Source organism: Kitasatospora sp. NPDC040550 (assembly GCF_055594965.1).
The window spans coordinates 332,313-351,259 of sequence record NZ_JBVIWC010000003.1 but is presented as its reverse complement, the minus strand read 5'-3'; the positions used below and the strand labels follow the sequence as shown (position 1 = coordinate 351,259).

Below are 18,947 nucleotides of genomic sequence, written 5' to 3'. Positions count from 1 at the left end.
CGTCGACAGAGTCGACGAGCGGCTTAGAAGTCGAGCCCGGCCTCGCGAGCCGCGTCCGCCAGGGCGGCGATGCGGCCGGCGTACCGGTTGCCCGCGCGGTCGAAGACGACCGACTCGATGCCGGCGGCCTTGGCGCGCTCGGCGACCAGGCTCCCGACCTTCTTGGCCAGCTCGGTCTTGTCGCCCTCGGCGCCCTTGATGGACACGTCGAGGGTGGACGCCGACGCCAGGGTGTGACCCTTGGCGTCGTCGATGACCTGGGCGACCATGTGACGGTTCGAGCGCGTCACAACGAGGCGCGGACGCACCTCGGTGCCGACGACGCGCTTGCGAACGCGGATCGCGCGGCGCTTGCGAGCGGCGCTCTTGTAGGCGTTGCCCTTGCCGATCTTGACAGAGACACTCATCGCTTACTTACCACTCTTTCCGACCTTGCGGCGGATGACCTCGCCCGCGTACTTGACACCCTTGGCCTTGTACGGGTCCGGCTTGCGCAGCTTGCGGATGTTCGCGGCGATCTCGCCGACCTTCTGCTTGTCGATGCCGTCCACGTGGAACTTGGTGGCCGACTCGACGACGAAGGAGATGCCCTCCGGCGCGGTGATCAGGATCGGGTGGCTGTAGCCCAGCGCGAACTCCATGTCGGAGCCCTTCGCCGTGACTCGGTAGCCGACACCGCTGATCTCCAGCGACTTGCGGTAGCCCGCGGTCACGCCGGTGATCATGTTCGCCACCAGCGTGCGGGTCAGGCCGTGCAGGGCCTTCGAGCGACGCTCGTCGTTCGGGCGGGAAACGAGCACGGTGCCGTCCTCGCCCTTGCCGATCTCGATCGGCTCAGCGACGACGTGGGTGAGGGAACCCTTGGGGCCCTTCACCGAGACCGTCTGGCCATCGATGGTGACGTCCACGCCAGCGGGGACCTGGATGGGCAGCCGTCCAATGCGCGACATTGCTGTACCTCCGTTTCCCGAATTACCAGACGTAGGCGAGAACTTCTCCGCCTACGCCCTTCTTGGCGGCCTGCTTGTCGGTCAGGAGGCCGGAGGACGTGGAGATGATCGCCACGCCCAGGCCGCCGAGCACCTTCGGCAGGTTGGTGGACTTTGCGTAAACGCGCAGACCCGGCTTGCTGATGCGCTTGATGCCGGCGATGGAGCGCTCACGGTTGGGGCCGAACTTGAGCTCGATGGTCAGCTTCTTGCCGACCTCGCCCTCGACGGGCTCCTCAACCTTGTAGGAGGAGATGTACCCCTCCTGCTGCAGGATCTGGGCGACGTGCGCCTTGATCTTGCTGGCCGGCATCGCCACGGTGTCGTGGTACGCCGAGTTCGCGTTACGCAGACGCGTGAGCATGTCTGCGATGGGGTCGGTCATGGTCATGATGGCCTCAGGCCTCTCTCGCCGTGGTTTCTCCGCACCAGGTCCCCCCACCGCACTCGGAACGAGTGCGTCGGGGGCACAAGCGCAGGGGACCTACGACGTAGTAAGACTGGGTGCGAGCCCTCCCAGAAGAGGACCACGGGTATCCATGGGGAAGCCGTGGCAGGGGGCCCGACCCCACTACCTTACGGGACTCCGTACGGCAGGCCCAAAACGGGCCGGTGTGGGATCGGGCACCTCTACTTCGCTGGTGCGCCTAGAACTCTGGGCCCTCTACTGAGAGAGGACTACCAGGAGCTCTTGGTCACGCCCGGCAGCTCGCCGCGGTGCGCCATCTCACGGAGGCAGACACGGCACAGGCCGAACTTGCGGTACACCGAGTGCGGACGGCCGCAGCGCTGGCACCGGGTGTAGGCCCGGACGCCGAACTTCGGCTTACGCTCGGCCTTCGCGATGAGGGACTTCTTCGCCATTGGCTCACGCCTCCTTGAACGGGAAGCCCAGAGCGCGCAGGAGCGCCCGGCCCTCGTCGTCGGTCTGAGCGGTGGTCACGACGGTGATGTCCATACCGCGCTGACGGTCGACCTTGTCCTGGTCGATCTCGTGGAACATAACCTGCTCGGTCAGACCGAAGGTGTAGTTGCCACGGCCGTCGAACTGCTTCGGGGAGAGGCCGCGGAAGTCACGGATTCGCGGCAGGGCCAGCGAAACCAGACGGTCCAGGAACTCCCACATGCGGTCACCACGGAGGGTGACGTGGGTGCCGATCGGCTGGCCCTCGCGCAGCTTGAACTGCGCGATGGACTTACGGGCCTTGGTCACGGCCGGCTTCTGACCGGTGATCGCGGTCAGGTCGCGGATCGCGCCCTCGATCAGCTTGCTGTCACGGGCGGCCTCGCCGACACCCATGTTGACGACGACCTTGACCAGGCCGGGCGTCAGCATGACGTTCTCGTACGAGAACTCCTCCTGCAGCTGACCCTTGATCTCGGAGTTGTAACGCTCCTTGAGACGGGGGGTCACCTTCTCAACAGACGTCTCAGACATCAGATGTCCTCACCGGTTCGCTTGGCAACGCGGATCTTGTTGCCCTCGTCGTCGAAGCGGTAGCCAACGCGGGTGACGACCTTCTTGCCGTCCTTCTCCACGACCAGCTGGACGTTGGAGACGTGCACCGGGGCCTCGACGGTGACAATGCCACCCTGAGTGCCCGGACCCGGCTTGGTGTGCTTCTTGACCCGGTTGACACCCTCGACCAGGACCTTGTTCTCAGCCGGCATGGCCTGGATGACCTTGCCCTGCTTGCCCTTGTCCTTGCCGGTGATGACCTGGACCAGGTCACCCTTCTTGATCTTCATGCTGTTCGCCATGAGTTAGAGCACCTCCGGCGCAAGCGAGATGATCTTCATGAACTTCTTGTCACGCAGCTCGCGGCCCACCGGGCCGAAGATGCGGGTGCCACGGGGGTCACCATCGGTGTTCTTCAGAACGACCGCGGCGTTCTCGTCGAAGCGGATGTACGAGCCATCCGGACGACGACGCGACTTCACGGTACGGACGACGACGCACTTGACGACGTCACCCTTCTTGACCGAACCGCCGGGGATCGCGTCCTTGACGGTCGCGACGATGACGTCCCCGATACCGGCGTAGCGGCGACCGGAGCCACCGAGAACGCGGATGCAAAGGATTTCCTTCGCGCCCGTGTTGTCGGCGACACGCAGTCGCGACTCCTGCTGGATCACAGCTTTCTCCTGATCGTCAACGAGAGCTGACGGGCCGGCCGCTGCTCACACCAGCGCCCGCGAGGGACCTGGTGCACATACGGCCGTACCGCATCAACTTCGTTACTTGGCCTTCTCGAGGATCTCGACGACGCGCCAGCGCTTCGTCGCGGACAGCGGGCGGGTCTCCGCGAGGAGCACCCGGTCGCCGATGCCGCAGGCGTTCGCCTCGTCGTGCGCCTTCAGCTTGTTCGTACGGCGGATGACCTTGCCGTACAGAGCGTGCTTGACGCGGTCCTCGACGGCGACGACGACGGTCTTGTCCATCTTGTCGCTGACGACGAGACCCTCACGGGTCTTGCGGAAACCGCGCGTCTCGTTGGTGTTCTCAGTCATCAGGCGTTCTCCACCGTCTCGATGCCCAGCTCGCGCTCGCGCATCAGGGTGTAGATCCGCGCGATGTCCTTGCGGACGAGCTTGAGCCGTCCGTGGTTGTCGAGCTGCCCGGTCGCCGCCTGGAAGCGGAGGTTGAACAGCTCCTCCTTGGCCTCACGGAGCTTGGCAACGAGACCCTCGTTGTCCAGCTCGCGGAGGTCAGCAGCCTTGGTGCCGGCCGACATCAGCTCTCACCTGCCTCGCGCCGGATGATCCGGCACTTCATCGGGAGCTTGTGAGCTGCGCGGGTCAGCGCCTCACGAGCCACCTTCTCGTTGGGGTACGACAGCTCGAACATGACCCGACCCGGGTGCACGTTCGCGATCCACCACTCGGGCGAACCCTTACCGGAACCCATGCGGGTCTCGGCCGGCTTCTTGGTGAGCGGGCGGTCCGGGTAGATGTTGATCCAGACCTTGCCGCCACGCTTGATGTGACGGGTGACGGCGATACGAGCGGACTCGATCTGCCGGTTCGTCACGTAGGCCGGGGTGACGGCCTGGATGCCGTACTCGCCGAACGCGAGCTCGGTGCCACCCTTCGCAGCGCCGCGGCGCTTCGGGTGGTGCTGCTTGCGGTGCTTGACCCTACGGGGGATCAGCATGGGGGTCAGGCCTCCGTTCCGGTGTTCTCGGCAGCCGGAGCCTCGGCCGCCGCGGCCGCGGGGGCCTCGGCAGCGGCGGGGCGACGGCCGCGGCCACCGCGCTCGCCACCACGGCGCTCGCCACCGCGGGCGGGACGACCACCCTCGGGACGGGCCGGGCGGTTGCCCGAGCGGGCAGCGGCGTTCTCAGCGCGGACCTCGGCGATGTTCTTGACGTCGCCCTTGTAGATCCAGACCTTCACGCCGATGCGGCCGAAGGTGGTCTTGGCCTCGAAGAAGCCGTAGTCGACGTTCGCGCGCAGGGTGTGCAGCGGCACACGGCCCTCGCGGTAGAACTCCGAACGGCTCATCTCGGCGCCGCCGAGACGACCGGAGCACTGGACCTTGATGCCCTTGGCGCCGGACTTCATGGTGCCCTGCATCGACTTGCGCATGGCACGACGGAAGGAGACGCGGGAGGACAGCTGCTCCGCGACGCCCTGAGCCACGAGCTGGGCGTCCAGCTCGGGGTTCTTGACCTCGAGGATGTTCAGCTGGACCTGCTTGCCGGTCAGCTTCTCGAGGTCGCCGCGGATGCGGTCGGCCTCGGTGCCACGACGCCCGATGACGATGCCGGGACGGGCGGTGTGGATGTCGACGCGGACGCGGTCGCGGGTGCGCTCGATCTCGACCTTGGAGATGCCGGCGCGCTCCATGCCCTTCGTCATCATGCGACGAATGGCAACGTCTTCCTTGACGTAGTCCTTGTACAGCTTGTCGGCGTACCAGCGGGACTTGAAGTCCGTGCTGATGCCGAGGCGGAACCCGTGCGGGTTAACCTTCTGGCCCATTACCGGGTCCCTTCCTTGCTGCTGACGACCACGGTGATGTGGCTGGTCCGCTTGCGGATCCGGTAGGCACGACCCTGCGCACGCGGACGGAACCGCTTCAGGGTCGGGCCCTCGTCAACGTACGCCTCGCTGATGACGAGGTCGTCCACGTTGGAGTGGTTGTAGTTGTGCGCGGCGTTGGCGATGGCGCTGTCGAGCACCTTGCCGACCGGCACGGTGGCGGCCTGCGGAGCGAAACGCAGGACGGCCTGGGCCTCCGTGGCCGGCAGGCCACGGATGAGGTCCACCACGCGGCGGGCCTTCATGGGCGTGACGCGGATGTACCGCGCCTGGGCCCTGGCTTCCATGGTTGTCCCCTTGCTGGTGTAAGTCATTGAGTCGGTAATCTCGCTGGCGACTAGCGACGCTTCGACTTGCGGTCGTCCTTGACGTGACCGCGGAAGGTACGCGTCGGCGCGAACTCGCCGAGCTTGTGGCCGACCATCGACTCGGTGACGAACACCGGGACGTGCTTACGGCCATCGTGCACCGCGATCGTGTGGCCGAGCATGGCCGGGAAGATCACGGAGCGACGGGACCAGGTCTTGATGACGTTCTGGGTACCCGCCTCGTTCTGCGCGTCCACCTTCTTGAGAAGGTGGCCGTCGATGAAGGGGCCCTTCTTGAGACTGCGCGGCATCTGACCTGCTCCTAGCGCTTCTTGTTGGTCTTGCGGCGGCGCACGATGAGAGCGTCCGACGCCTTCTTCGGGCGACGGGTGCGACCCTCCTTCTGGCCCCACGGCGAGACCGGGTGGCGGCCACCAGAGGTCTTACCCTCACCACCACCGTGCGGGTGGTCGATCGGGTTCATGGCGACACCACGCACGGTCGGGCGGACGCCCTTCCAGCGCATACGGCCGGCCTTGCCCCAGTTGATGTTCGACTGCTCGGCGTTGCCGACCTCGCCGACGGTGGCGCGGCAGCGCGCGTCAACCAGGCGGATCTCACCGGAGGGCATGCGCAGGTGCGCCATCTTGCCCTCACGCGCCAGCAGCTGGATGCCGGAGCCCGCGGAGCGGGCCAGCTTGGCACCGCCGCCGGGACGCAGCTCCACCGCGTGGATGGTGGTACCGACCGGGATGTTGCGCAGCGGCAGGTTGTTGCCCGGCTTGATGTCGGCGCCAGGGCCGTTCTCAATCCGGTCACCCTGCGCGATGCCGCGCGGCGCGATGATGTAGCGCTTCTCGCCGTCCAGGTAGTGCAGGAGCGCGATGCGCGCGGTGCGGTTCGGGTCGTACTCGATGTGCGCGACCTTCGCCGGCACGCCGTCCTTGTCGTGACGACGGAAGTCGATCACGCGGTAGGCGCGCTTGTGGCCGCCACCCTGGTGGCGAACGGTGATCCGACCGGCGTTGTTACGGCCGCCCTTGCTGTGCAGGGGGCGAACCAGCGACTTCTCCGGGGTGGACCGCGTGATCTCTACGAAGTCGGCCACGCTGGAGCCACGACGGCCCGGCGTAGTCGGCTTGTACTTGCGGATGCCCATTTGGCTCTCTCGTCCTCGTCCTTATCGACGATCACGATCCCCGTTAGGAGACCGGACCACCGAAGATGTCGATGCGGTTGCCCTCAGCCAGCGTCACGATGGCGCGCTTGGTGTCCTTGCGCTTGCCAAAGCCCGTCTTGGAGCGCTTGCGCTTGCCCTGACGGTTGAGCGTGTTGACGGACTCGACCTTGACCGAGAAGACCGCCTCGACGGCCTGCTTGATCTGGGTCTTGTTGGCACCGGGCGACACGACGAACGTGTACTTGTTCTCGTCGAGGAGCGAGTAGCTCTTCTCCGAGATGACCGGCTTCACCAGGACGTCACGGGGGTCCGTGAACGTCTTGCTCGTGATCTCTGCAGCCATCAGGCGGCGCTCCCTTCGAGCTCGCCCTCAGCAGCCACGGCCTTGGCGGACGCGGCCGGACCGGCCACGAAACGCTCGAAGGCGGCCTGGGTGAAGACCACATCGTCGGAGACGAGCACGTCGTAGGTGTTCAGCTGACCGGCGTCCAGGATGTGCACGTTCGGCAGGTTGCGAGCGGACTTGAGGCCCAGCTCGTCCGAACGCTCGACGACCAGGAGGACGTTCTTGCGCTCGGTGATCTTGCCGAACAGGCCCTTGGCGGCCTTGGTCGACGGCGCCTCGGTCGCGGTCACGTCGGTGATGACGTGAATGCGGTTGTGGCGGGCCCGGTCGGTGAGCGCACCGCGCAGGGCGGCGGCGATCATCTTCTTCGGGGTCCGCTGCGAGTAGTCACGCGGCACGGGACCGTGCACGACGCCACCGCCGGCGAACTGCGGCGCACGGGTCGAGCCCTGACGGGCGCGGCCGGTGCCCTTCTGGCGGTACGGCTTCTTGCCGCCACCGCGGACCTCGGCGCGAGTCTTGGTCTTGTGGGTGCCCTGACGGGCCGCAGCGAGCTGCGCCACGACGACCTGGTGCATCAGCGGAACGCTGACCTTCGCGTCGAAGATCTCGGCCGGCAGCTCGAGGCTGCCGGTCTTGTCGCCCGAGGGCGACAGGATGTCAATGGTGCTCATATCCTCACAGCCCCTTCGCCGCGGTGCGGACGAGGATGAGGCCGCCGTTCGGGCCCGGGATTGCGCCCTTGATCAGGAGCAGCCCCTTCTCCGCGTCAACGGCATGGATGGTCAGGTTCTGGGTGGTCACACGCTCGTGGCCCATCCGGCCGGCCATCCTCACGCCCTTGAACACGCGACCCGGGGTGGCGCAGCCACCGATCGAGCCGGGCGAGCGGTGCTTGCGCTGCACACCGTGACCGGCGCCGAGGCCCCGGAAGTTGTGGCGCTTCATGACACCGGCGAAGCCCTTGCCCTTGGAGGTGCCGGTCACGTCGACCTTGACACCCGCCTCGAACAGCTCGGCGGTGATCTCCTGGCCCAGGGTGTACTCGGAGGCGTCCGAGGTACGGAGCTCGACCAGGTGGCGACGGGGGGTGACACCGGCCTTGGCGAAGTGGCCCGCGAGGGGCTTGTTCACCTTGCGGGGGTCGATCTCGCCGAAGCCGATCTGGACGGCGTCGTAGCCGGCCGGGCTGTCGGCGGTGTGGACCTGGGTCACGACATTGGGCCCAGCCTTGACGACGGTCACCGGGACGACCCGGTTGTTCTCGTCCCAGACCTGGGTCATGCCGAGCTTCTCGCCCAGGATGCCCTTAATCTGCTTAGCCATCTTCGGTGCGCCTCTCAGAGCTTGATCTCGATGTCGACGCCCGCCGGCAGGTCGAGACGCATGAGCGAGTCAACCGTCTTCGGCGTGGGGTCGAGGATGTCGATCAGACGCTTGTGAGTGCGCATCTCGAAGTGCTCGCGCGAGTCCTTGTACTTGTGCGGCGAGCGGATGACGCAGTACACGTTCTTCTCAGTGGGCAGCGGCACCGGGCCTGCGACCTGCGCACCAGTACGGATCACCGTCTCGACGATCTTCTTCGCCGAGGAGTCGATGACCTCGTGGTCGTAGGCCTTGAGCCGGATGCGGATCTTCTGTCCCGCCATGGCTACTCAGTAGTCCTTTGTCCTTAGTCACTGCACGACCTCCTCCGACCCCCGCGCTCGGGCGTGTCGCACTCGCGCTTACAAAAAACCGGCGAAGCACTTCGTCGGTTTCAAACTTTCGGGGTGGAGGCGGCCGGGTCGAGGCCCCGCACACGCTTCCCGGAAGATTCCCGTACTTTCGCCCCGCAGCTGCCGTGGCGTAGAACTCACGCTTGACGGCCATCACGGGAACGACGAGTACATGGGACTCGCTTCCGGTCCTCCCGGCGGGAGGCGCGCAGCATCGGCACTCAACCGAGCAACTTGGACATACTGCCACATGGAGCAGCCCGGATGCCAATCGGGGCCGGTGAGGCGTACCTCACCGGCCCCGATGGGGTGACCGTCGTCAGCGGCGGTGCCCGCCGCAGGGGTGCGTCACCAAGGACGCTTGGTGCCGCAGACCGTCGCCCAGTCGTCGCCGCTCACGTTGGCACACCACAGCTGGCCCTTGTCCGGGCCGTTGTTGTACTCGTGGAGGCCCTTGTTCACCGGCGCGCAGTCGGTCGGACCGGCCGGGTCGTACTTGGGGCACTTGCCGTTGCGGTTCACCAGGATGTGCGCGCGCCAGGCGTCGATGCCCATGTCGACGTTCTGGCTGCCGCTGCTCGGGAGGTGCTTCGGGTCCGTGGTCGGCATGTAGCGGTCGACCGACCAGGAGGCCCCCACGGCGCCGAACAGGGCCACCGCGCAGACCGCGCCCGCGGCCAGGCGGCCGGTGACCGCCGGACGCAGGGTGAGCGGAGCGGGCTCGCCGTCGGTGCCGACCCGCTGGACGGTGCGCAGCCAGCCGGTGGTCCGCTGGACGGCGAACATCAGGCCGAGCACGGCGAGGATCATCAGCGCGTACAGGATGATCCAGGTGGTGCGCGGGAACAGCTGGACGGCCTTGGCCTGGGCCATCTGCGAGGCGAAGTAGAAGCGCAGCAGCCAGGCGCTGACCAGGGTGGCCGCGGTGGTCCGGACCGCGACGCTGCGCAGCCCGAGACCGAGCGCCAGCGCGACGCCGGCCAGCAGCAGCAGGGTGTACGCGCTCTGTCCGGCCAGCTCACCGCGCCACGGGAAGTCGTGGTAGTTCAGGTCGCCGGCCCGGTCCGAGGCCCAGCCCATGACGTACGCCGGGTCGAGGTACACCGACAGGTAGGCGTACCGGTCCTTGGCCTCCGCGCCCAGCCGCAGCAGCTGGTACAACAGCGGCGCACCGACCACGACGGCGCTGCCCAGGGTCGCGCCCAGGAACACCAGCACCGGCTTGATCCGGTCCGCGCCCTTGCGCCACGGCACGAGGAACAGCGCCAGTACGAACACGCCCGGCGCGGCCCAGACGAACCAGCCCGAGTACCAGAGGAACATCAGGCCGAACGAGACGCCGAAGCCGACCCCGCGCAGCAGCCTGGAACGGGTGCTCAGCGTGTGCGCCCGGCGCAGCTCGCGCAGCGCGGCGGCCAGCATCGGGACCATCACCAGCATGGTGACGTGGCTGTACGGCCGGATCGGGTCCAGGAAGAGGATCGCGGACGGCACGGCGATCAGCAGCGCCCAGAACGGGCGCACCATCAGCCGCCAGGACAGGTACGCCATCGGGCCGACCAGCGCGCTGCAGATCAGCTGGAGGTCCTTCATCGCGTAGCCGCCGCCACCGATGCCGCCGTAGAACAGCTTCGACCAGACGGCCAGCGCCGCCGGGAAGCCGGGCGGGTAGACGCCCGGCAGGCCCTTGCCGCGCAGCATGTCGTTGGCCATGCCGATGAGGTTGCCCGGGTCGCCCTCCTGGCCGCCGAGGCCCCACTGGGTGCCGTTCAGCGCCACCGCGATGCCGCCCGCGACCGCGCCGGTGGCCAGACCGGCCACGGCCGCGCAGACGAGCCGCTGGACCAGCTGGTAGCGGGCCAGGCTGCCCCGGTAGGCCGCGTACAGCAGCACCGCGAGGACCGGCAGGCCCACTATCGCGGCGTACTTCTGCAGCATCGCCAGCCCGCTGACCTGGCCGACCCGGTTGAGCGGGTTGACGTTGATGCGGCTGCACAGCAGCGTGAAGGCGAAGGCCGCCACGATCGCGACCAGGGCCTCGGCCGAGCGGACCGCCCAGGGGCGCGCCAGCAGGCCGTCCATCCTCCCGAGGCGGGCCGCGACCGCGCCCTCGGGTCGTCGGCGCTCCTCCTCGGAGCCGCCGACCGGGCTGGTGGCCAGATCAGTCATGTCAGTCACTTCCGTGCGTGGCCACTGCGGACGAGTGGCGTAGGGGGTGGTCGGCGACCAGCGGACATCCTAGGTCGGCCGGCGGCGGGCGGGACTCCGGACGGAGTCCCGCTCCGGGCGCATCCGCCGTGGTCAGCTGCTGCGGATGGCGCGTCCGACCATGGCGCCGGCGTGCGAGAAGTCACCCGCGCCCAGGCGTCCGGCGGCCACCATCAGGGCGTGCAGCCGGGAGGAGATGTGCAGGTCGGCGGAGCGGGCGGCGCCGCTCCAGCCCTTGGCGCGCAGCTCCTTGGAGATCAGCGAGTAGTACTGCAGCTCCTCGTCGAAGCGCTTGCCGTCCTTGACCCGGTTGGAGGAGTCGCTGGCCTGGTGCCGGCGGTAGCGGAACACCTCCCGCTCGTCGACCAGCAGGTTGCCGCCCTCCATCAGCATGTCGACCATGAACGCCAGGTCGTGCACGGCGTCGATGTCCGGGCGGTACGGGATCTTCGAGAGCGCGGACTGCCGGTAGAGCAGCGACGGGGTGTACAGCCAGTTGCCGGCCAGCAGGCTCTTCACCGCGGCCTCGCCGCTGATCACGCCGGCCTTGCGGGCCGGGGCGGCGATCCGGCGCTTGACCTTGTCGCCGATGCCCAGCGCGGGCACCAGGTTCCCGTCGCTGTCCATCACCTTGACGCCCGGCTGGCAGGCGATCGCGTCCGGGTCGGCCTTCATCCGCTCCAGGACGACGTCCAGGTAGTCGGGCTCCAGCAGGTCGTCGGCGCCCATCATCGAGACGAACTCGCGCTCGGCCAGGGTGGAGGCCTTGTAGGTGTTGCCGTTGGGCCCGAGCCTCTCCTCGTTGCGGATGTAGCGGATCCGCTCGTCCTCGAGGTTCTCGATGTACTGCTGCGCGCGGAAACCGGGGTACTGGTCATCCACGACGGTCAGCCGCCAGTCCTGCTGGTGCTGGGCCCGGATGCTGTCGATGGTGGCGAACAGGTACTCCGGGTCGCCGTAGTACGGGATGACGAAATCGACGCTCATGGCGGCGCCGCACCTCCTGGTCCTGGGTCACGCTCGAGTGCCGCCCGGCCGCGGCCGCCGGGCCGGACCAAGTCAACCAGCTTCCGGACGGTGATCGTCCCGCGGTGCCGCTCCGGGCCGCCGCCCGACCGCCCGCGGTCAACGTGCCGACATCGGGAAGAAACGGTCCCCGGAGATCCCGGGGTTCAGGCCGATCGCCGGAAAAGCGGATTTCCGCACCTCACCCGGAATCACCGTTCTGCGCGGAAGACGTCCGCCTCGTCGATTTGTTCCAGGTGTTCCGTTGACGATCACCGACGTTATCAGCCTACTGTCACAACCCTCTTCGGGGAACCCGCCCCCGCCGGATTCCGAAATGCTCCCGAATGGCCGCGGGGCCGCTCGACGGCCCGGGGAGGCGGGACGGCCACGCCCAACTCGGCCCGGCGCCAGCCCTGTTGTTCGACCGGCCGGCGGCCGTTGGGAGGCCCGCAACGTCGCCGACACCGTGCGTGCACGTGCACCCGGCGTGTTCCGGAGGCCGGTGGGCGGGCTCGTCCCCTTCCGACTCATTCCGCCACCGATATCCGGACATTGCCCGCCCCGGGCATTCCGACGACGCACCATTGGGCTGTTCCCGAGACCGTCCGGCCGCGATATCCGGCACCGCACCGGGCGGCCGACCGTACGAGGAAGGGCCGCACCCGGTGGATGCGGCCCTTCCTCGTACTCCTCCCCCGCCGAACGGGGTACGCCCGGTCAGCGGTCGGAGCCGACCGGGGCGTCGAGGCGGTCGTTGTTGTGACGGACGCCCTCGGTGATGGCCACGGTGCGGGCCAGGTCGGTGAGCTTCTTCTCCAGCGAGCGGAAGCGCAGGTAGGTGTTGAGGGTCAGGAAGCCCATCGCGATCACCATCAGGTAGAGCACCAGGTCGGTGCCGCGGCCGACGCCGAGCGCGGTGGCCAGCTTGGTCACTCCGGTCGGCCACAGGATGGCGACCACATTGGCGATCACGAACAGCGCGAAGGCGATGCGCTTCCACGCCCGGGTGTTCGCGGCGTCCCAGCGCCGGACGAACAGGAGGGCCATGGCCACCGCGGCCACGACCAGGATCAGCTGGATCCAGAGGTGATTCATCGGCGGTTACGCTCCCGCAGCGAGATGTCGAAGAGGATGTTCACGCCGTTGATCAGGGACTGGCCCTTGGCGCGCGAGTAGTCGGTGTAGAGGATGTCCACCGGGACCTCGGCGACCCGGAGGTCCGAGCCGGCGAGGAAGGAGACGATCTCCGAAGCGTGCGCCATGCCGTTCATGGTGATCTTGATCCGGCTGGCGGCCTCACGGTTCATCACGCGGAGACCGTTGTGCGCGTCGGTGAGCTTGAGCTTACGGGCGGTCGGGCTGACCGCAGCGGCGGTGCGGAGCACCACGCGCTTGATCCACGGCACCTGACCGGTCTGCTCGATGAAGCGGGAGCCGAGCACGATGTCGGCCTCGCCCGCACGCAGCAGCGCCACCATCTTCTCGACGTCGCCGGTCTGGTGCTGGCCGTCCGCGTCGAAGGTCGCGAAGTACTCGGCGCCCTCCTGGGCCAGCGCGTACTTCAGACCGGTCTGCAGTGCGGCGCCCTGGCCCAGGTTGACCGGGTGCCGCACCAGGTGGGCGCCGGTCGTCATGACGTGCTGGGCCGTGTCGTCGGTGCAGCCGTCGTCGATCACCACGATGTTCGGGAAGGTCTTGCGTGCCCCCTCCACGACCTCGGCGATCACCTGGCCTTCGTTGTAGGCCGGGATCACCAGCCAGACGTTGTCATACTCGGACACAGGTGCTCCATGCTTGGCGAACGGCACGGCGGCCCGTGCCTCGGGTCTGTCTGTCGGTGATGGTCATGGCCTCAGGAGGTCCGCAGCGGCTCTGCTGCCGACGGCTCGGTCGGTACGGCGGCGGGGCGGGAGGGGAAGGCGCGGTACAGCGACCACAACATCAGGACGGCACTGACCAGTGAGCCCGCCAGGTACGCGAGCTCCGCCCGGAGGCCCACGTCGCCCGGTGCGAGTGCGACAGCCACCAATGCTACGGAACCGGCGGTCCAACCGACCAGCTGGCGACGGTGCTGGGCGCTCGACATCAGCGCCTGGCCGAAGACCGTCGCGAGGACGTAGCAGAGCGTTCCGAACACCAGCCAGACGAAGTCCAGCGGGCCGAGCACGTCCTTGGCGTTGAACAGCAGCGGGTTGAGCTCGGAGCCGAGCACGATCACCGGCAGCCCGCCGCCGATGCACATCGCGGCGACGATCGCGGTGGTGCGGGTCAGCACCTTGCGGAACTCGGCGTGGTCGCCGGCCGCGGCGGCGCCGGACAGCGCGGAGACCATCGAGGCCTGCAAGGCGCTGTAGGCGAACAGCGGCGCCCGGGCCATCACCACCGCCTGGCCGATCGCGAAGACCAGCGCGTCGGAGGCCTCGGAGTGCTTCGGCGAGAGCAGGCGCACGCAGACCACGGTCGCGTTGACCACCAGCTGGCTGAGCATCACCGAGGCGATCAGCAGGCCGAGGCCGCTGGTCAGCTGCTTCCAGGGCACCTCCGGGCCGGGGGTGCGGTCCGCGAGGGTGCCCCGCAGGCCGATCAGCGAGGCGGCCAGCGGGGAGACGAAGAGGATCAGGCCGAAGGCCAGCGCCGAGTGCAGGCCGGCCGCCGCGGCCACCGCGGCCAGGCCGATCCGCAGCCCGCCGTCGACCGCCAGCTGGGTGCCGTACGGGCCGAACAGCCCGAGGCCGGCCAGCGCACCGCGGGCCACCGAGCTCACCGCGAGACCGGCCAGGCCGCCGGCCAGGGCGACCACCAGTGCCTTGTCACCGCTGAACAGCAGGTCGGCGACCGGCCCGGCGGCCGCGGCCAGCAGCGCGCACACCGCGACCAGGAGCGCCATCGCGAGCAGCAGCATCCGGCGCACCGCGGGCAACGCCCCGTGCCCGGCCACCTTGCGGGCGGCCACCAGCCGGGTCAGTTCGAGCTCGACCGGCTGGAAGAGTCCCCACCCCACGGACATCACGATGGTCCACAGCATGGTGACGTTGGCCTTGCCCACAGCGCTCAGGCTGTAGCCCACGAGCGCCATGTAGACGTACGCCGAAGCTCCGAGCACGACCGTGCCACCGACCACGAGCCGCGCCCCCGGGGGAAGCGCCCCAAGCAGCTTGGCGATCGGGTTCTTCATCACATGACCACCGAATTCACCGGCCGGCCTTGCCACACGCCTCCGCACGAGGCCGGCCGGACCGTGCGATTGCTGTGAATAGTAGCGGGTGGCCGTGAATGCCCGGTGCGCGTCCGTCCCCCACCGGCCCCCTCGCCGGAGTCCATGTCAGCCCCCGGGGAAGGTGCGGCCCCAGGGCTGCGCCCAGAGGAGCCCCTGATCACTCACCACATTGACCGTCACGCCCTGCTTCGCCAGGTCCCGCTTGATCCGCTCGCCCACGGACCGGTCGGCGGTCAGAACGGTCGGCGTCGGGTGCGGCGCCGGGAGCTGCTCGATGGCGCCCTTGAGCCGCCCGAGGGAGCGCTGGTACTCCTCCTCCTTCACCTGCGGACCGCCGATGTCCACCCAGTGGACGTCGTACAGCGCCTTCATGTCGCCGCCGCGCCGGTTCAGCAGCGAGGCGAGCCAGGTGGCCTTGAGGTTCTTGTAGTCGTCGTTGGACACGAGGGCGATCACCGGACCGTTGCCGCGCAGCGGGGCCAGCCCCTCGATGCCCTTCGGGCCCATGTCGCTCTCGAACTCACCACGGCTCCAGGCCACCAGCGGGTTGGTGGACCAGGCGGACGGGCTGTCCTTGGTCGCCAGGAAGCCCCACTGGACGTTGGCGAACATGCTGAGCGCGGCAGCGACGGCCAGTCCGGAGAGGACGAGTTCGCCCAGGCGCCGGGGCAGTACCCGGCCGCTGCCCCGGGAGGAGGTCTGCAGCATGGCCCCGACCGCACCGACCGAGATCAGGGCGACCACCACGCCGACGGCCGTCATCTTGTGGAAGTAGTACGAGTACCGGCCGATGCTGTGCAGCTGGTAAGCGGCGAAGGCGCTGAGCACCGCGCCGGTGCCGAGCAGCACGGCCAGGTGCGCCTGACCGGTGGCGGTGCGGCGGTTGCGCGGCATGGCCGCCGCCAGCAGCCCGAGCAGCCCGCCGCCGATGAGGATCGAGCGGTCGGCGCTGACGCTCGGGCCGCTCATGTTCGAGGCGCTGCCGACGTCCAGGTTGCCCATCACCGAGAGGATGCTCGGCAGCGCGGCCACGCCCAGCGCGCACGCCAGCGCGCCGAGGACCCACCACCAGCGCCCGGCGAACCTGCGCCGGTGCACGACCAGCGCGCCCAGCAGCGGCACGCCGACGAACGCGCCGTAGATGTTGTACGTGTAGGTGACGGAGATCAGCCCGGCGGAGGCGACCAGCACGAACTCGGTGCGGCCCATCGCCGGCCGGATCAGCACCGCGAGCGCGAGCGCGATCAGCAGCAGGCCGATGAAGGTCGAGTCGAAGCCGTGGACCAGCAGGTCCAGGTAGTTGGTGGCGAACATGATCGAGCCGACGGTCGCGCAGACCGCCGCCGCCCGCCAGCCGCGCAGCCGCGGCCCGCCGATCCAGCGGGCCGCCCAGACCAGCACGGTGCAGAACAGCGCGTACGCCACCAGCAGGTACAGGAAGTACCGGTTCATGGTGTGGATCATGTCGCCGGGGTCGGCGGCGGAGTGGACCAGCCCGTCGATCCAGGCGAGCAGGAAGTGCGAGCCCTGCGGGTAGGTCACCTCGGACGGCGGGATCAGGTACGACCTGGCGGCTTCCTGGTGGAAGAAGGCGAAGCCCCCGACGCCCTGGATGGCGGAGAAGAAGGAGAAGTGCGCGAGCCGGTCCTCCGACGTGGCGAGGAAGGCGACCCGCTCGGCGGCCGACGCGCCGGCGACCGGGTGGAACAGGTAGTGCCACATCCCGGCGAAGGTGCCCACCACCAGCAGGTCCGACCAGCGGAAGCGCAGTGGCAGCCGGGGGGCGCGCCCGGCGGCCCACGCGGCCGTGGTCAGCACGCTGAACAGCACACCGGTGGTGGCCGTCGGCGACAGGCCCCAGGGCCAGAGCGAGAAGACCAGGCCGAAGGTCAGCACGGAGCCGGCCAGGATCAGCCCGGCGACGAAGAGCCGGTCGAGCAGCACACCGCCGACCCTGATCACGGCGGCGATCGCGAGCAGCAGCAGCGGCAGCAGCACGACGCCCAGGTGCAGCGCGACCAGACCGGCCGGCACCAGCCAGGACAGGGCGAGCCCGCCTGCCAGGACGAGCGGGTTGCGCCGTGGCCGTCCGCTGCCGGCCGGCGAGGACGGCGGTCCCGGCGGCACGGTTCTGCGCCCGGTCTCGCTGTCGGGTGAGCTCTGTATGGTCGACACGGTGCCGTGCCCCTCCGGTCAAGTTCCTGCCGCCCGTCTCCCCCCTACCGGGTCCGGACATCCGCCACTGTCTGCGGGCAGGCTGCAAACGCCCAGCATACCGAGGGCCGCATTGGTCCAGACCTCCCAGGGGGCCTGTGCGGCGCCTGCGAACCACCACGCACGCACACGGCCCGCCGGGCCCGGGGACGCCGGAGGACCGGCGGTGGAGCGGATCCGCTGGTCAGGCCCCGGAGCGGTCCGACTGCCCGCCGCGGAAGACCCAGACCTTCAACAGGACGAACCGGGCGACCGTGGCCAGCCCGTTGGCGACGACCAGTCCGCCGACCTCCACCGGCCGGGAGGCGTCCGGCACCACCCGGTCGAGCAGGGCGAGCACCCCGGAGCTGAGGCCGAGCCCGATCAGGAAGGCGACGGCGCCCTGCAACTGGTGGCGGACCATCCCCTGCGAGCCGACCACCCCGAAGGTGAAGCGCCGGTTGGCCGCGGTGTTGGCCACCGCGCTGACCGCCAGGGCGATCAGGTTGGCCACCTGCGGGTCGGTGAACCACCGCGCGACGACGAACAGCCCCAGGTAGAAGACGGTGCTGAGGACGCCGATGACCAGGAAGGACGGCAGCTGCCGGCGGGCCCCGGAGGTGGGCCCGCCGGGCTCCTCGGTCAGCGTCACCGGCCCCGGCCCCGCTCGTCGTCGTCCTCGGCCGAGTCGTAGCCGACGAAGTAGGTCGGGCGGTTCTGCACCGCCGAGTAGATCCGGCCGACGTACTCCCCCAGCAGCCCGACGCAGATCAGCTGCACCCCGCCGAGGAAGAGCATCCCGATGAACAGCGAGGACCAGCCGGGCACCGTCGAGCCGAGCGCGTACGAGACGGTGGCGTGGATCCCCAGCGCGATGCAGACCACGAAGCTGACCAGGCCGAGGTAGGTGGCCAGTCGCAGCGGGGCGGCGGAGAAGTTGGTGATGCTGTCCAGCGCGAGCCGGACCATCTTGGACAGCGGGTAGTGGGTGCCGCCGGCCACCCGCTCCTCGCGGACGTAGACGACCTCGCCGCTGGGGAAGCCGAGCCACGGCACCAGCAGCCGGTAGACCGGCTGGTGCTCGGGCAGCTGCTTGAGGGCGTCCACGGCGGCCCGGCTGAGCAGTCGGAAGTCGCCGGCCTGGTTGGGCATCCGCTTGCCGACCAGGCGGCGCATCAGCCAGTAGTACGCGCCCGCGCTGCGGCGTTTGAAGGCGGTGTCGGTGCCGCGGTCCCCGCGCACACCGTAGACCACGTCGAGGCCCTGCTCGCGGGCCAGGCCGAGCATCTCCGGGATCTTCTCCGGCGGGTCCTGGAGGTCGGCGTCGATGCTGACCACGTAGTCGCCGAGCGCCCGGTGGATGCCCGCGGTGAGGGCGGCCTGGTGCCCGGAGTTGCGGGCGAAGCGGACGATGCGGAACTCCGGCCAGTCCTGCCGGATCTTCTGCATCAGCACGGGGGTGGCGTCCCGGCTGCCGTCGTCCACGCCGACGACCTCGTAGTCGACCCCCAGCCCGTCCAGGATCGGACGCAGTCGCTCGACGGTGAGCGGGAGCGCCTCCTGCTCGTTGTAGATCGGCATCACGACCGACAACAGCGGTGCCGTAGACATGCGTTGGATCCCACTTTCCGCGACGGCGGGGCTGGATGGTGAGCCGACCATAACAGTCGGCCATGAGGTGCCCGTGAGAAGAAGTGCGCCCAGGTGAGCGCCGGGTTGGACGCCGAAGGGCCCCA

26 protein-coding genes are annotated in these 18,947 nt (G+C 68.9%); all 26 read right to left on the bottom strand.

Translation table 11 applies throughout. The annotated features are described in order from the left end of the window. Positions 1-23 precede the first annotated feature (23 nt). Positions 24-407: a 50S ribosomal protein L18 gene (rplR, locus tag ACZ58X_RS06895; RefSeq protein WP_030280785.1), complete on the bottom strand. Its 384-nt coding sequence runs from the start codon at positions 405-407 to the stop codon at positions 24-26. A 3-nt stretch (positions 408-410) separates the two neighbouring features. Further along, on the bottom strand, positions 411-950 hold the full coding sequence (gene rplF, locus ACZ58X_RS06890; RefSeq protein ID WP_470332609.1) for a 50S ribosomal protein L6: 540 nt from the start codon (positions 948-950) through the stop codon (positions 411-413). Between the two features lie 22 nt (positions 951-972). After that, positions 973-1,380, bottom strand: a complete 408-nt coding sequence (gene rpsH / locus ACZ58X_RS06885) for a 30S ribosomal protein S8 (RefSeq protein WP_030232489.1) — start codon at positions 1,378-1,380, stop codon at positions 973-975. Positions 1,381-1,667: 287 nt separating this feature from the next. Beyond that, on the bottom strand, positions 1,668-1,853 hold the full coding sequence (locus tag ACZ58X_RS06880; protein WP_030393303.1) for a type Z 30S ribosomal protein S14: 186 nt from the start codon (positions 1,851-1,853) through the stop codon (positions 1,668-1,670). 4 nt (positions 1,854-1,857) lie between these two features. Continuing rightward, the gene (gene rplE, locus ACZ58X_RS06875; protein ID WP_470332608.1) at positions 1,858-2,427 is read right to left on the bottom strand and encodes a 50S ribosomal protein L5; all 570 of its coding nucleotides are present in this window, start codon (positions 2,425-2,427) and stop codon (positions 1,858-1,860) included. Next, the gene (gene rplX / locus ACZ58X_RS06870; RefSeq protein ID WP_030232484.1) at positions 2,427-2,738 is read right to left on the bottom strand and encodes a 50S ribosomal protein L24; all 312 of its coding nucleotides are present in this window, start codon (positions 2,736-2,738) and stop codon (positions 2,427-2,429) included. Before rplX ends, rplE begins: the two co-directional genes overlap by 1 nt. A 15-nt stretch (positions 2,739-2,753) precedes the next feature. After that, positions 2,754-3,125, bottom strand: coding sequence for a 50S ribosomal protein L14 (rplN, locus tag ACZ58X_RS06865; protein ID WP_030393301.1), 372 nt, complete (start codon positions 3,123-3,125; stop codon positions 2,754-2,756). Between the two features lie 102 nt (positions 3,126-3,227). Continuing rightward, complete coding sequence (rpsQ, locus tag ACZ58X_RS06860; protein WP_030055826.1) at positions 3,228-3,500, bottom strand: 30S ribosomal protein S17; 273 nt, start codon at positions 3,498-3,500, stop codon at positions 3,228-3,230. Then, positions 3,500-3,724: a 50S ribosomal protein L29 gene (gene rpmC / locus ACZ58X_RS06855; protein WP_063348970.1), complete on the bottom strand. Its 225-nt coding sequence runs from the start codon at positions 3,722-3,724 to the stop codon at positions 3,500-3,502. The genes rpsQ and rpmC overlap by 1 nt, the downstream gene beginning before the upstream one ends. After that, entirely contained in the window at positions 3,724-4,143 is a 420-nt protein-coding gene (rplP, locus tag ACZ58X_RS06850; RefSeq protein ID WP_030055824.1) for a 50S ribosomal protein L16, read from the bottom strand. The genes rpmC and rplP overlap by 1 nt, the downstream gene beginning before the upstream one ends. A gap of 5 nt (positions 4,144-4,148) precedes the next feature. Continuing rightward, positions 4,149-4,973 (bottom strand): 30S ribosomal protein S3, encoded by an 825-nt coding sequence (gene rpsC, locus ACZ58X_RS06845; RefSeq protein ID WP_188301636.1) that lies wholly within the window; start codon positions 4,971-4,973, stop codon positions 4,149-4,151. After that, positions 4,973-5,320, bottom strand: a complete 348-nt coding sequence (gene rplV / locus ACZ58X_RS06840; RefSeq protein ID WP_030055822.1) for a 50S ribosomal protein L22 — start codon at positions 5,318-5,320, stop codon at positions 4,973-4,975. The genes rpsC and rplV overlap by 1 nt, the downstream gene beginning before the upstream one ends. A 50-nt stretch (positions 5,321-5,370) precedes the next feature. Continuing rightward, the gene (rpsS, locus tag ACZ58X_RS06835) at positions 5,371-5,652 is read right to left on the bottom strand and encodes a 30S ribosomal protein S19 (RefSeq protein ID WP_030055821.1); all 282 of its coding nucleotides are present in this window, start codon (positions 5,650-5,652) and stop codon (positions 5,371-5,373) included. Between the two features lie 11 nt (positions 5,653-5,663). Continuing rightward, positions 5,664-6,500: a 50S ribosomal protein L2 gene (gene rplB, locus ACZ58X_RS06830; RefSeq protein ID WP_375882079.1), complete on the bottom strand. Its 837-nt coding sequence runs from the start codon at positions 6,498-6,500 to the stop codon at positions 5,664-5,666. Between the two features lie 43 nt (positions 6,501-6,543). Further along, a complete protein-coding gene (gene rplW, locus ACZ58X_RS06825; RefSeq protein WP_063348967.1) occupies positions 6,544-6,864 on the bottom strand; it encodes a 50S ribosomal protein L23 in 321 nt (106 codons plus the stop codon). Beyond that, the gene (gene rplD / locus ACZ58X_RS06820; RefSeq protein WP_375882076.1) at positions 6,864-7,541 is read right to left on the bottom strand and encodes a 50S ribosomal protein L4; all 678 of its coding nucleotides are present in this window, start codon (positions 7,539-7,541) and stop codon (positions 6,864-6,866) included. Before rplD ends, rplW begins: the two co-directional genes overlap by 1 nt. Positions 7,542-7,545: 4 nt before the next feature. Then, on the bottom strand, positions 7,546-8,193 hold the full coding sequence (gene rplC, locus ACZ58X_RS06815; RefSeq protein WP_350503569.1) for a 50S ribosomal protein L3: 648 nt from the start codon (positions 8,191-8,193) through the stop codon (positions 7,546-7,548). Positions 8,194-8,207: 14 nt separating this feature from the next. Next, positions 8,208-8,516 carry a 30S ribosomal protein S10 gene (gene rpsJ / locus ACZ58X_RS06810; RefSeq protein ID WP_012785157.1) on the bottom strand — a complete coding sequence of 103 codons (309 nt, stop codon included), beginning with the start codon at positions 8,514-8,516 and terminating at the stop codon, positions 8,208-8,210. 417 nt (positions 8,517-8,933) lie between these two features. Then, positions 8,934-10,754 carry a hypothetical protein gene (locus ACZ58X_RS06805; RefSeq protein WP_470332607.1) on the bottom strand — a complete coding sequence of 607 codons (1,821 nt, stop codon included), beginning with the start codon at positions 10,752-10,754 and terminating at the stop codon, positions 8,934-8,936. Between the two features lie 132 nt (positions 10,755-10,886). After that, positions 10,887-11,780: a glycosyltransferase family 2 protein gene (locus ACZ58X_RS06800; protein ID WP_470332606.1), complete on the bottom strand. Its 894-nt coding sequence runs from the start codon at positions 11,778-11,780 to the stop codon at positions 10,887-10,889. Between the two features lie 738 nt (positions 11,781-12,518). Beyond that, entirely contained in the window at positions 12,519-12,896 is a 378-nt protein-coding gene (locus ACZ58X_RS06795) for a DUF2304 domain-containing protein (protein ID WP_363427439.1), read from the bottom strand. After that, entirely contained in the window at positions 12,893-13,582 is a 690-nt protein-coding gene (locus ACZ58X_RS06790) for a glycosyltransferase family 2 protein (protein ID WP_470332605.1), read from the bottom strand. The genes ACZ58X_RS06795 and ACZ58X_RS06790 overlap by 4 nt, the downstream gene beginning before the upstream one ends. Positions 13,583-13,653: 71 nt before the next feature. Beyond that, complete coding sequence (locus tag ACZ58X_RS06785) at positions 13,654-14,976, bottom strand: hypothetical protein (protein WP_470332604.1); 1,323 nt, start codon at positions 14,974-14,976, stop codon at positions 13,654-13,656. A gap of 147 nt (positions 14,977-15,123) precedes the next feature. Then, on the bottom strand, positions 15,124-17,193 hold the full coding sequence (locus tag ACZ58X_RS06780; protein ID WP_470332603.1) for a hypothetical protein: 2,070 nt from the start codon (positions 17,191-17,193) through the stop codon (positions 15,124-15,126). Positions 17,194-17,416: 223 nt separating this feature from the next. Continuing rightward, a complete protein-coding gene (locus ACZ58X_RS06775; protein WP_470332602.1) occupies positions 17,417-17,863 on the bottom strand; it encodes a GtrA family protein in 447 nt (148 codons plus the stop codon). Next, positions 17,860-18,822: a glycosyltransferase family 2 protein gene (locus tag ACZ58X_RS06770; protein WP_470332601.1), complete on the bottom strand. Its 963-nt coding sequence runs from the start codon at positions 18,820-18,822 to the stop codon at positions 17,860-17,862. Before ACZ58X_RS06770 ends, ACZ58X_RS06775 begins: the two co-directional genes overlap by 4 nt. Positions 18,823-18,947 lie beyond the last annotated feature (125 nt).

Coding starts and splice junctions, on each gene's coding strand:
- rpmC (WP_063348970.1), bottom strand. CDS start 3,724: ATGTCGGCCGGCACCAAGGCTGCTGACCTCCGCGAGCTGGACAACGAG.
- ACZ58X_RS06800 (WP_470332606.1), bottom strand. CDS start 11,780: ATGAGCGTCGATTTCGTCATCCCGTACTACGGCGACCCGGAGTACCTG.
- ACZ58X_RS06785 (WP_470332604.1), bottom strand. CDS start 14,976: ATGAAGAACCCGATCGCCAAGCTGCTTGGGGCGCTTCCCCCGGGGGCG.
- rpsS (WP_030055821.1), bottom strand. CDS start 5,652: ATGCCGCGCAGTCTCAAGAAGGGCCCCTTCATCGACGGCCACCTTCTC.
- rplX (WP_030232484.1), bottom strand. CDS start 2,738: ATGAAGATCAAGAAGGGTGACCTGGTCCAGGTCATCACCGGCAAGGAC.
- rplW (WP_063348967.1), bottom strand. CDS start 6,864: ATGGCTGCAGAGATCACGAGCAAGACGTTCACGGACCCCCGTGACGTC.
- rplR (WP_030280785.1), bottom strand. CDS start 407: ATGAGTGTCTCTGTCAAGATCGGCAAGGGCAACGCCTACAAGAGCGCC.
- ACZ58X_RS06880 (WP_030393303.1), bottom strand. CDS start 1,853: ATGGCGAAGAAGTCCCTCATCGCGAAGGCCGAGCGTAAGCCGAAGTTC.
- ACZ58X_RS06805 (WP_470332607.1), bottom strand. CDS start 10,754: ATGACTGATCTGGCCACCAGCCCGGTCGGCGGCTCCGAGGAGGAGCGC.
- rpsJ (WP_012785157.1), bottom strand. CDS start 8,516: ATGGCGGGACAGAAGATCCGCATCCGGCTCAAGGCCTACGACCACGAG.
- ACZ58X_RS06795 (WP_363427439.1), bottom strand. CDS start 12,896: ATGAATCACCTCTGGATCCAGCTGATCCTGGTCGTGGCCGCGGTGGCC.
- rplF (WP_470332609.1), bottom strand. CDS start 950: ATGTCGCGCATTGGACGGCTGCCCATCCAGGTCCCCGCTGGCGTGGAC.
- rpsC (WP_188301636.1), bottom strand. CDS start 4,973: ATGGGCCAGAAGGTTAACCCGCACGGGTTCCGCCTCGGCATCAGCACG.
- rplD (WP_375882076.1), bottom strand. CDS start 7,541: ATGAGCACCATTGACATCCTGTCGCCCTCGGGCGACAAGACCGGCAGC.
- rplB (WP_375882079.1), bottom strand. CDS start 6,500: ATGGGCATCCGCAAGTACAAGCCGACTACGCCGGGCCGTCGTGGCTCC.
- rpsQ (WP_030055826.1), bottom strand. CDS start 3,500: ATGACTGAGAACACCAACGAGACGCGCGGTTTCCGCAAGACCCGTGAG.
- rplE (WP_470332608.1), bottom strand. CDS start 2,427: ATGTCTGAGACGTCTGTTGAGAAGGTGACCCCCCGTCTCAAGGAGCGT.
- ACZ58X_RS06770 (WP_470332601.1), bottom strand. CDS start 18,822: ATGTCTACGGCACCGCTGTTGTCGGTCGTGATGCCGATCTACAACGAG.
- rplV (WP_030055822.1), bottom strand. CDS start 5,320: ATGGAAGCCAGGGCCCAGGCGCGGTACATCCGCGTCACGCCCATGAAG.
- rplC (WP_350503569.1), bottom strand. CDS start 8,193: ATGGCTAAGCAGATTAAGGGCATCCTGGGCGAGAAGCTCGGCATGACC.
- rpsH (WP_030232489.1), bottom strand. CDS start 1,380: ATGACCATGACCGACCCCATCGCAGACATGCTCACGCGTCTGCGTAAC.
- rplP (WP_030055824.1), bottom strand. CDS start 4,143: ATGCTGATCCCCCGTAGGGTCAAGCACCGCAAGCAGCACCACCCGAAG.